4 protein-coding genes and 2 pseudogenes are annotated in these 11,524 nt (G+C 67.1%); 1 reads left to right on the top strand and 5 read right to left on the bottom strand.

Going from position 1 to position 11,524, the window contains the following annotated elements; genetic code table 11:
* Together VGR06_RS32465 and VGR06_RS32460 are read right to left on the bottom strand one after the other, a co-directional pair.
* Positions 1-733, bottom strand: a pseudogene (locus tag VGR06_RS32465) (aldo/keto reductase); the annotation flags it as partial.
* 168 nt (positions 734-901) lie between these two features.
* Complete coding sequence (locus tag VGR06_RS32460; RefSeq protein ID WP_327562999.1) at positions 902-4,705, bottom strand: hypothetical protein; 3,804 nt, start codon at positions 4,703-4,705, stop codon at positions 902-904.
* A gap of 1,256 nt (positions 4,706-5,961) precedes the next feature.
* On the opposite strand from VGR06_RS32460, the pseudogene VGR06_RS32455 reads away from it, so the two are divergent.
* Positions 5,962-6,151: pseudogene (locus VGR06_RS32455) on the top strand (alcohol dehydrogenase); the annotation flags it as partial.
* An 880-nt stretch (positions 6,152-7,031) separates the two neighbouring features.
* On the opposite strand, the gene VGR06_RS32450 reads toward VGR06_RS32455, so the two are convergent.
* The 3 genes from VGR06_RS32450 to VGR06_RS32440 form a co-directional block, all read right to left on the bottom strand.
* Entirely contained in the window at positions 7,032-8,681 is a 1,650-nt protein-coding gene (locus tag VGR06_RS32450) for an AMP-binding protein (RefSeq protein WP_327562998.1), read from the bottom strand.
* A 67-nt stretch (positions 8,682-8,748) separates the two neighbouring features.
* On the bottom strand, positions 8,749-10,980 hold the full coding sequence (locus tag VGR06_RS32445) for a DUF6351 family protein (protein ID WP_327562997.1): 2,232 nt from the start codon (positions 10,978-10,980) through the stop codon (positions 8,749-8,751).
* A 93-nt stretch (positions 10,981-11,073) separates the two neighbouring features.
* Complete coding sequence (locus VGR06_RS32440) at positions 11,074-11,514, bottom strand: AMP-binding enzyme (protein WP_327562996.1); 441 nt, start codon at positions 11,512-11,514, stop codon at positions 11,074-11,076.
* Between the last annotated feature and the right edge of the window lie 10 nt (positions 11,515-11,524).

The following is an 11,524-nucleotide window of genomic DNA, read 5'->3' as shown; positions in this document are numbered from 1 at the left end:
GTGAGGTGATTCAGCCGTTCGACCTGCTCGGCGCTCAGCTCGATGCCGTCTGCGGCGGTGTTCTCCTCGACGCGGGCGACGCGCTTGGTACCGGGGATCGGGGCGATGTCGTCGCCCTGGGCGAGCAGCCAGGCCAGGGCGATCTGTGCCGGTGTGGCGCCCGCCCCGGTGGCGACTGCCCCGACCTCGTCGACGATGCGCAGGTTGTGTTGGAAGTTCTCGCCGGTGAAGCGCGGGTTGGTCTTGCGCCAGTCGTCGTCGGCGATGTCCTCGATGGAGCGGATCTGGCCGGTGAGGAAGCCGTGGCCAGTGGCGGGTAGGGAACGAAGCCGATGCTCAGTTCCCGCAACAACGGCAGCAATTCGGCTTCGACATGGCGTTCCCACACTGAGTACTCGGTCTGCAGCGCGGTGATCGGGTGCACGGCGTGGGCGCGGCGGATCGTGGCGGGGCTGGCTTCGGACAGGCCGATGTGGCCGACCTTGCCCTCGGTCACCAGCTCAGCCAGAGTGCCGGCGGTGTCCTCGATCGGGGTGTTCGGGTCGACCCGGTGCTGGTAGTACAGGTCGATGTGGTCGATACCGAGCCGCTTCAAGGAACCTTCGACCGCAGTGCGGATGTTAGCCGGGCTGCTGTCGAGAACACCCGGGCCGCCACCGGAGTGCGAGACGAGGCCGAACTTCGTCGCCAGCACAACCTGGTCGCGGTGGCCCTTGAGGGCTTGGCCGACCATCTCTTCGTTGGTGTAAGGGCCGTAAATCTCGGCGGTGTCGATGAAATTGCCAATCACTCCGGTGACGGGTGGTTGCCGACGCATCGGAGTGCCGTTGACGTGGGAGTGCGGCGGGATCGCGGATATGCAGGATAGGCAAGGCTACGTTGACGTGGGTGAATCGTTGTGTCAGGTGTCGCAGGTGTGGTGGTAGGGGGTTTCGGGGAGGTATTCGTGCCATTCGTCGGAGGTGAGGTTGCGGTTGATGGTGGTGCAGATGTGGTTTTGGGTGTCTTGGGGGTTGGTGTCCCAGAGGAGGACGGTGTGGTCGTCGGAGGCGGTGGCGAGGGTGTGTCCGTCGGGGCTGTAGGCCATGCTGGTGATGGGTCGGGTGTGACCGGTGAGGCTGGCGAGTTTGGTGTGGTTGGTGAGGCTCCAGAGTGTGGTGGTGTGTTCGCCGCTGGAGATGGCGATGGTGTCGGTGTCGGTGTCGGGGCTGAAGGCGAAGCCGTTGACTAGGGCGTCGGTGTGGCCGGTGTAGGTGGTCTGCAGGGTGCCGGTGGTCGCGTCCCAGACTTTGACGGTTTGGTCGGTGCTTGCGGTGGCGAGGGCCTGTCCGGACGGGCTGAATGCGACGCTGCGGATCCATCCGGTGTGGCCGATGAGGGTGGCGCGGGGTGTGCGGCGCTCGGTGTCCCACAGGATGGCGGTGCGGTCGTGTGCGGCGGTGGCGAGGGTGTGGCCGTCCGGGCTGAAGGCCAGGCCGTTGATCGCGTCGGTGTGGCCGGTGAAGGTGGCGATGCGGGTGCCCTGGCTGGTGTCCCACAGGATCGCTGTTCGGTCGACGCTGCTGGTGGCGAGGGTGCGGCCGTCCGGGCTGAACGCGACAGTGAGCACGCGGTCGGTGTGGCCGTGTAGTTCCCGGGGCGGTGCGCGGTTGGTGAGGTCCCAGAGCGTGGCGGTGTTGTGCGTGGGGTCGGCGGGTGGCTGGGCCGATTCGGTGGCGGCGGCGAGGGTACGTCCGTTGGGGCTGAAGGTGATGGCGTTGATCTTGGCGCCGGTGCGGGCGGTGAGCACCTGATCCGGGGTTCGCTCGTGGCTGTTCCACAGCACGATGTGTCCGCCGCTGGCGACGGCGATGGTGCTGCCGTCCGGGCTGAAGGCTATGGCGTTGACCCCTTGGTCGAGGTAGCCGGCCAGTGGTGCGCGATTGGTGTCCCACAGGACGACCGTGCCGTCCTCACCCGCGGAGGCCAGCAGTGGCGCTTGGCTGCTGAAGGCGAGGGTGTAGATGTTGCCGGTGTGCCCGGTGAGGCGGGCGCGGATGGTGCGGTGCTGGGTATCCCACAGAGCAACGGTTTTGTCGATGCTTGCGGTGGCGAGGGTGCGGCCGTCGGGGCTGAACGTGACCGCGGTGACGGTGCTCGCATGCCCGGTCAGGGTGGCCAGCCGGACTCGGGTGGCGGTGTCCCAGAGTCCTGCGGTGTCATCGGTGCTCGCGGTGGCGAGGGTGTGGCCGTCCGGGCTGAATGCGACTGCGTTGACGCTGTCCTTGTGCCCGGTCAGTTCTCCGAGTCGGAGGCCGGTGGTGGCGTTCCACAGTCGCACCGTGCTGTCGGCACTTGCGGTGGCGACGGTCTGTCCGTCGGGGCTGAACGCGACGGAGTTGACGGCCGCCGTGTGGCCGGTCAGCACGATGCGCGGGTCGCGGGTCGGTACGTCCCACAGTCGTGCCGTGCCGTCGGCGCTCGAGGTGGCCAGGGTGCGGCCATCCGGGCTGAACGCGATCTCCTTGATCCGTCCGGTGTGCCCGGACAGAACCGCCAGTTTGCCGCGGTCGGCGAGGTTCCACAGCACGACGTCGGTGTCATCACCCCCGGTGGCGAGCAACTGCCCGTCCGGGCTGATCGCCATGGCTCGAAGCCACGTGTCGTGGCCGGTGAGGATCGCGAGTCGGGTGCGGCGCACGGGGTCCCACACCACGGCCGTCTGGTCACGCCCGACCGTGACCAACGTGCGGCCGTCGGGGGCGAACGCCACCTCGGACACCGCTCCGGCGTGGGCGGTGAACTCCGTGCGGTAGGCGCTGCGCGCGGACATGCTGGACAGTGCACCCCGTGCTTCGGCGGTGGGGGCGGTGCGAAACGCCTCGACGGCGAGCAGCATCGCCGTACCCGGTTCGGAATCGACCAGGGCGAGCGCCTGCGTGGCCAGTTGACGGGACAGCGCGATCCGGCTCTGGCTCACCGCTTCCCGGCGCTGGGCGAGTGCGACCCAGATGCCACCGGTCGCGGCGACCAGCAACAGCGCCAACCCGATCACGAGGAACCGCAGCACGCGCATGCGGCGCAGCGCCGCGCGGCGTTGCTGTGTCTGGCTTGCGGTGCTGTGGTCGAGAAATTCGCGTTCCCGGTCAGAAAGCACGGGTTCAGCGCGTTTGACCCATTCCGTGGTTAGTGCCAGCCGCGTGCCGCGGTAGAGCGCACCGGGATCGCGATCCAGCTCCTCCCAGAGGCCGGCGGCCTCACTGAGTAGGCGATGAACGCGTACCCCGTCACGATCCTCGGCCAGCCAGTCCCGCAGGCGCGGCCAGGCGCGGAACAGTGTCTCGTGGGTGATCTCCACGGTGTTCTGGCCCAGCGTCAGCAGCCGGGCCGACGCCAGCGCACGCAGCACCGTGTCGAGGTCAGCGCCGACGCCACGCAACTCGTCCCGGCTGATCCGACGCCGGGTGTGCTCTGGTCCATCGCCCACCACCGTCAACCGGCCGAACAACTGCCGAGTCAACGTCTGCTGCTCGACGGTGAACCCGGCATAGACCGCTTCGGCCGATCGGGCCAGAGCGCTCTGCAACCCGCCCGCGGCCCGGTATCCGTTGACGGTCAGCGCGTTACCCCTGCGGCGGCGCCAGGTCTGCAGCATCGCGTGCGAGACCAACGCGAGCACCCCGATGCGCCCGGCGGCCTCCGCTACCAGTTCGGTGGATAGCGCCGTCTCGACGGTCAGCCCCGCCTGGACCGCCGGCCGGGTGACTGCCTGCCGCAGTTCTTCCGTCGTCATGGCGCCGAGGAGCATTTGTGAGTCTTCCAAGGCTTTGCTCAGATCGGGATGTTCCGCGCAGCGCGGATACACGTCGGCGCGAACACCGAGCACGACCCGGGTGCGACTCGTGTCATCGCCCGCGGCCGCCAGCAGCATCGCGATGAACTCGGCCCGCTCCGAGGCGTCCTCACACAGCGTGAAGACCTCCTCGAACTGGTCCACCACCAGCAACACCTCGACATCGCCGGGCTGATCGACAAAAGCCTGCCGAACCAGGCGGCGCAAATTGCGAGGATCAGCCATCAGCTCCGCCGTCAACTCGCTGGCGGACACCCCGATCAGCGACGCGAGATGGACCGCGCACCCCTCCACCGGACTCGCACCGGGCGTGAACACCACCGACCGCCAACTCGTCTCCGCACGCACTTTTGGCACCAGACCCGCGCGCAACAACGAAGACTTGCCCTCACCGGACGCGCCGAACAACGCAACAAACCGCCTCTCGACCAGCCGCGCGAATAACCCCGACGTCACCGACTCCCGACCGAAAAAACGATCAGAATCCTCGATCTGAAACGACTCCAGACCCACATACGGCGACAGCCGATCATCAGACTCGACCACCTCGTCAGACGGGGAACCAGCAGCGGCCAACTCCGCCGCCACCCGATGCCACCGCTCCCGCCACTGCTGCTCATCCCCACCACAAGCCCGCACATACGCCAACGTCACCCCCAACGTCGGCAACCGCCGCCCCCCAGCCGCATCCGACAACGCACTCGACGAGTAATGCACCCGCCGACCCAACTCCCGATAACTCGGCCCACCAGCACTCACCCGCAACCGCCGCAGATCAGCAGCGAACCCCACCAACACCTCATCCCCCGCCCCCAGCGGGCGCTCCCTCCTCGGCACAACCACCACCCCCAGGACACGTACCGGCCCTCCCATTGTCCCCACGTTGTTGTCCACACGTCCACCCACCGACCACGGACAACCCAACACCGCTACACAGACCCCTGCGACCCACCACGTCCGCACAGAACCGGAAGGCGAACTATCGACAGTGCTGGCCATATCGACTTGACGGCGAGCGCCAAATAACACGCCACTGATGGGACCGTCTGTCGAGTCAGATGGATGTGCGATCCATCCTAGGGATCGGACACGTCGCCGATAACAATAGAAGCGAGGAGATGGAAATGAAGATTCCTGGATTCCGAACGGTGGCTATCGGACTATGCCTTACGGTGACACTACTAGCAGTAGGCATATCACCGGCCTCGGCCCATCCACTCCGGGCCTACGTTATCTCCGGCGGTGCCGTAAGGGGTTACGTAGAGACCAGCTTTGACCACCTGTCATTCTCCGTGTGCGATACACTTGCTGACAATGTGGGCGTATATGGCAGGTTCCAATTCCAGAACGGGACAATAATCGACATTGTTGATGGAAATGGTTCACAGGCGGGTTGCGGCTCTGGAAGTACGACCACTACGAACCCACTGGTACGAATGGAGGCCGTGTGGCGCGCCGGCGCGACCAGTGGCTGGGTAAACGCCTAACAAATCTGCTCTTATGAGAACCGCCAGGCTATGTTTCAGAGGGGTCTAGGCCTCAAGCACTGGCGACCTCCCACACCACCGGGATACCTAAGCGGGGTCGCCACCGGCGCCGACCCCGCCACACCAGAACCGGCGCATGACATACCCGGCCACCTCAAGCGCTACCGCAACCCAGCCCCAACAACGTCCGATCAGGGCGTGAGCGGATCTGGCCCACACCCCAATAAGGCCGCCCGCACCCACATCAAGCCCTCTTCGCCATGCGACCTCCCAAAGATCAGAGCGGTCCCAGACCAACCAAGCTCTCCATGGCAACTATCAGCTTGATCAAGGTCATGACAAGCCCGATGAGCTGCAGATACTGACCGATTCAAGATTCTCAGTCGGCGCGGAGTTAAACTGTTGATGCCGACGTGTCGATGAAATTGCCGGTCACTCCCATGGCCAGTGGTTGCCGATGCATCGGAGTGCCGTTGACCTGGGAGTTCGGCGAGACTGTGGACACATGGGGTAGGCAAGGCTGCGTAGATACGAGTGGCCGTTGCGGACGTGGCTCGCGGTTGGCAGCTCCACTGCGGTCCAGGCCTTATACGCCCGCGCCGTCGACGCCGAAGCAACGATGGAAGCTGGCCGAGGACGGCAAGCCGGACCCTCCCGGGATCGATGATCGGCGGCATTGCTGAGTCGCCAGGAGATACTCATCTTCTGCGCGGAGCACGGCATTGCCGCCGAATTCGAGCTGATTCGCGCCGACGAGATCATCGAGGCCAACGAGCGGGTCCTCGGCAGCGATGTCCGCTACCGGTATGTGATCGACACCGTCACCATCTGACCAATCAGCGTCCACTTCGGACGGTCAGGCGGTAATGAGCTGGGCCACGTTGTCAAGTTCGGCGAAGAGGTGCGCTGCGCGGTCAGGTTGCGTCCAGTACGCCGCCGAGACGAAGTACGGCAGGCAGCGGTCGAAGGTCTCGGTACCCCGCGGACCAGGGCCGTTTCAAGATCGTTTAAGCAGCGGCTCAGCACGTGCTACCCAAGGCCGATGGTGTGCCGGTGGTGCGGGACCTCGGCGATACCTCAGTGTCCATTGTGGAGTGGGTGAGATGAAGGGGGCCTTTGTCACGCTCAGCGTGAGGGAGGCCCCCTTCATCGCACGACTGCCGAGCCACTGGAGTTCCTGGCGTCACCACGGTCCCCATCAGCAACAACAACCACTCAGGTGATCTTGAAACAGCCGTGACCCGCGGACACCGTGCGATCGGGGTCAACAACCGCGGGCAGGGGCTGGCCAGTACCTCGGCAACGACGGTCGCTTCCATTGAAGCTGCCTGTCAGTTGTGTCCGCCTTGCTCCGCGCCGGCCGACCGCACGTCGTTTGGGAGGGCAGGCTTGGGGTTCACGGAATTGACAAAGGACGTCGAGTTGAGCTCCTTGGTTCAGATCGCGGGTCTTTATTAGTGGGTTGGACCGGTTGACAACGATCGCACAGGTACTCGGGGCTTCCGATCGATCGTGCACGAATGGAAAGGGAGGTGGCGGCCGTGGGAACCGGTATGGGACCGGGTCGTCGGGTGAGCAGCGTTTGGCGGTCCTTGGCGCCAGGAGTCCAAAGTGGACGCCGTCTCCGGAGTACCCGTTACCGTCCACGTCGTCTTCGGCGGCGCCACCGCCGGGCCACGCGGTGCTGCCGTACCGCCGTCGGGTCCCGGTTCTCAGGCGTGCTTGGTGGCGGCCGCGTCGGCGAGGCCGAGTAGCTGGATGGATACCTGCCGCATCTCGACCTTGCGGATCTTGCCGGTGACCGTCATGGGGAACTCGTCGACGACGTGCACGTAGCGTGGGATCTTGTAGTGCGCCAGCTTGCCGGTGCAGAACTCCCGCAACGCCTCGGCGGTGAGCGGCTCGGCGCCCTCCCGCATCCGCACCCAGGCCATCAGCTCCTCGCCGTAGCGCTCGTCCGGCACGCCGATCACCTGCGCGTCCAGGATGTCCGGGTGGGTGTAGAGGAACTCCTCGATCTCCCGCGGGTACACGTTCTCCCCGCCGCGGATCACCATGTCCTTGATCCGCCCGGTGATGTTGAGGTAGCCCTCGTCGTCCATCACCGCGAGATCACCGGTATGCATCCACCGCGCGGCGTCGATCGCCTCGGCCGTCTTGTCCGGCTGCTCCCAGTAACCGAGCATCACCGAGTACCCGCGGGTGCAGAACTCTCCGGGGGTTCCGCGCGGCGCGGTCAGGCCGGTCTCCGGGTCGACGATCTTCACCTCGAGGTGCGGGTGCACTCTGCCCACAGTGGACACCCGGCGGTCGATCGAGTCGTCCGCACGGGTCTGCGTCGACACCGGCGAGGTCTCGGTCATCCCGTAGCAGATGGTCACCTCGGTCATGCCCATCCGCTCGATGACCTGTTTCATCACCTCGACCGGGCACGGCGAGCCGGCCATGATCCCGGTGCGCAGGCTGGACAGGTCGTGCTCGTCGAAGCTCGCCTCGGCGAGCTCGGCGATGAACATGGTCGGCACCCCGTACAGCGACGTGCACCGCTCGGCAGCCACCGCCTCGAGCGTGGCCCGCGGCTCGAACCCCGGCGCCGGGTACACCACACACGCGCCGTGGCTGGTGGCCGCCAGGTTCCCCATGACCATCCCGAAGCAGTGATACAGCGGGACCGGCACGCAGACCCGGTCGTGCTCGGTGTAGTTGCACAGCTCGCCGACGAAGTAGCCGTTGTTCAAGATGTTGTGGTGGGACAGCGTGGCGCCCTTGGGGAAGCCGGTGGTGCCCGAGGTGTACTGGATGTTGATCGGCTCGTCGGCGGACAGGCCGGCCTGGATGCCGGCCAGCACCGCGGCGTCCGCGGCCCGCCCCGTTTCAACCAGCCGGATCCACTCCGCCCGCCCGGTCAGCACGACGTCGCGCAGCGACGGGCAGTTCGGCCGCACCTCCTCGATCATCGCGGCGTAGTCGGAGGTCTTGAAGCTGGGCGCGGCGATCAGCGTCCGGATGCCCGCCTGGTTCAGCACGTACTCCAGCTCGTGCACCCGGTAGGCCGGGTTGATGTTCACCAGGATCGCGCCGAGCTTGGCCGTGGCGTATTGCACGAACGTCCACTCGGCACAGTTCGGCGCCCAGATGCCGACCCGATCCCCTTTGCCGACACCGAGTTCGCGCAACCCCAGCGCGACGGCGGCCACCTCCGCCGCCAGTTGCGCGTACGACCAGCGCCGCCCGGAGGCCCGGTCCACGAGTGCGTCGCGGGCCCCGTGGGCGGCCACGGTCCGGTCGAAGTTGTCGCCGATGGTGTCACCGAGCAGCGGCTTGTCCGAGGTTCCGGACGTGTAGCTGGGAACGGTCGTCATCGGCGCACCTCCTAGAGCCCGGTACCCACCCTGATCGTGACGAGAGGGCCGCTCTGGCCATTGAGCGCTATGGGGTCGAAGTCGGTGCGGGGCCGAGTGGCCGGCCGCCGGGGCCGTGGGCGTAGGTCTGCCACGGCATCGACGGCACCCGCTCGATGCCGGGTTTGCTGTAGTCGCAGACGCCGTGGGGGAAGGTGGTGCGGAGTCTGGACCATTGCTCGGCGGTGAAGGCGACGGGGTAGTGCCGCGGGTTGAGCGGCTCGAGCCGGCACTTGAGCACGTCGTTGGACATAGGCGCACCGGCCGCGATGCGTGGGTCGGCGTAGTGCGGGAACGTGGCCCGGCATACGTTGAGGTCGGTGACTTTGACGCCGCCGATGAAGCAGGCGTCGACGGCGTCCATGGGCTTGTGCCGGAGGATTTTGACGCTGCGTGGGGCGGCGCTGGTGTCGGACTCGACGGCGGCCAGCCACCGGTCCATCAGCAGGAACGCCTCGTCGGCGATCTGGCCGGGTGGCGCGATTCCTGGCCCGGGGAAGGTCCAGATGATCTGGTTGCCGGCGTGCCCGTTCGCGATGCGCAGGCGTTCCCGCAGCGTGTAACTGTGGAATGCGGTGTGGATGTCATTGAGGTTGTTGTTCGCGCGTAGGTCGATGATCGCCACATTGTCGAGCTGCGCCGCGTCGTGGGCAAAGCCGCTGCGGTAGGCGGCCTGGACCGCGCCGGGGTCGGCGACGGTGCGGCTGGGTTGGAAGGCGTGGTCGATGTCGAGCCCGCCGACGTTCTCGTTGAGGTTGACGAACTGCTCGGGTGTGATGGTTCCCGCGTTGAGAGCCTGTAGCCCGTACTGCACACCGACGTTGTCGAACGGCGACTTGGCAAAGCCGAACCCGGCGGCCCGCTCGGCGGCGGTCCACGCACTGCGGGGTCGCTGGCCGAAGATCGCGACCGCGAAGTCCTGGAACGTGCTGCGGCAGCCGGCCGGGTTGGTGGTCGGGTGGTAGAGCTGCGTCTGCTGCTCGGCGGTCAGCGGTATGGGGTAGCAGGACTGCAGGAAGGGCGGAAGCGGGGGCGACGGCTGGCTAAAGGCCGGGTTCTGGAAGTCGCCGAAGGATCGGTCCCATGCCTCGCAGGCGGTGAGGTCGGTTGGATTCACCGGGGCGGCGTTGCCCTGCGCCGCGGCCTGCTGCACTCGATCCGCCCACAGTGTTGGTGAGATCGTGGTGAGCACCCGACGCATCAGGTGGCAGTCGTCGACCTCGACCAGGGCACCGGAGAGCATGTCCTCGTAGCTGGCGTTCGGCTGGATACCGTCCAGCAGCCCGGGGTAGGCGTTGGCGATTTCGTGCTGCTGGATTGACCCGCCGGACAGTCCCTGCGCGAAGGTGTACCGGATCTCGCCGTACCGCTCGATGATGCGTTCCTTGAGCATCATCACCGATTCGGCGGAGACGATGGTGTTGCAGTTGCTGCCGAGCTCGTTCAACGACGACGTGGCGACCATGAATCCCCGGGACAGCGCCCGGTCGATCTGCACGTTCTGGGCCACGCCCTGGTTGTGGTAGGTGTTGCAGTTCGCGCCGAACGGGTAGAACAGCTTGTGATTCCAGCCCGGTTGGGCGTCCCGGGGCGACCACGGGCGCGCCGGGTCGGACAGGACCGCGATCCGGTAGATGCCACGGTTCTGCGTTCCGGTCTCCTGGCGGATCACGTACGGAACGGTGACCCCCTGGTCGGTGGTCGTGGTCGCGACGTCCGGCGGTGGTGCCGCGGGGTCGTAGAGGGCGAACCCGCCGCTGGTGCGCCGGTAGAACAACTGGTAGGTCGGCGCTGCCGCGTTGCATTGCGCGTCCTGTGCCGCTCCGAGGCCGTTGTTCTGCGTGGTACACACCCACGGTGTCACCTGCGGGCCGGAGAGGACCGGGCCCCCGTTCGGGTGGTTGGTCAGCGTGATCCGCGCGGTGGCGCGGGTACGCGTGCCGTCGGCCGCCGCGATGAGCACGCTGCGGCCGACCGGCAACCCCTCCACCAGTCCGAGGATGCGGCCGCCCGAGCGCGTTGCGAACGCGTCGCTCACGTCCCGTGGGCCGTCGCCGGTCGCGAGGTGCACCCGAAGGCGCGAGGCGTCGGTTCCGGCCGGGAGGACGACTTCCACCAATGCGTCGCCGCCGGAGAGGAGGTCGGCCCGATTGGAGAGCACCAGGATCGTCAGGTGGCTGGGGGAGCGGTCCGCTGCGGCGGGCGAGGCGGACGTGACGGTGATGAGCGCGGCCGCGGCGGCGGCCACCAATTTGGTCATGGGCCTCATCGGGACCTCCGGGCTGGAGCGCTGCGGCAGCTGGGACGCTACGTTTTCACTATCCGGAAGTCAACCACTCTTACCGGAACTGGACTACAGCGTCGCGGCGGCCTGCACCTGAGGCCAGGTCACGTGGGCGGTGGCGTCGTTGGCCGAGGCCGCCACCACCTCCAGGGCCCGGCGCCGGGCGTCGTCGGCCAGGTCGGTGCCGAACCGGTCGACGAACAGGACGGTTTGGGGTCGGGCCAGGCCGCCGAGCGCCTCGCGGACGGTGGCGACCAGTTCGGCGGCGAGGGTCGGCCCGGCCAGGGCGTCGGGCGTGGGGACGACGCACGCGACGATCCGGCGGCCGGAGCGCGGGTCGGCGACGGACACCACCTCCGCGGCGCGCAGGAACGGGTGCTCGAGCAGGACGTCGCGCACCTCGGCCAGCGAGACGAGTTGGCCGGAGACGCTGACCACGGGGTCGATCCGGCCGAGGAACTCCAGTTGTCCGTTGCCGTGCCGCACCGCGCGGTCCCCGGTGGCGTACACCCCGGGCCGG

It is taken from the genome of Actinophytocola sp. (assembly GCF_036002505.1).
Classification (GTDB): Bacteria; Actinomycetota; Actinomycetes; order Mycobacteriales; family Pseudonocardiaceae; genus DASYTH01.
This window is presented reverse-complemented; position numbering and strand designations above follow the sequence as displayed.

What these genes read in the sequence shown, in the direction of transcription:
- VGR06_RS32445 (WP_327562997.1), bottom strand. Translation starts at nt 10,980, where the DNA reads ATGACCAAATTGGTGGCCGCCGCCGCGGCCGCGCTCATCACCGTCACG.
- VGR06_RS32460 (WP_327562999.1), bottom strand. Translation starts at nt 4,705, where the DNA reads ATGGGAGGGCCGGTACGTGTCCTGGGGGTGGTGGTTGTGCCGAGGAGG.
- VGR06_RS32450 (WP_327562998.1), bottom strand. Translation starts at nt 8,681, where the DNA reads ATGACGACCGTTCCCAGCTACACGTCCGGAACCTCGGACAAGCCGCTG.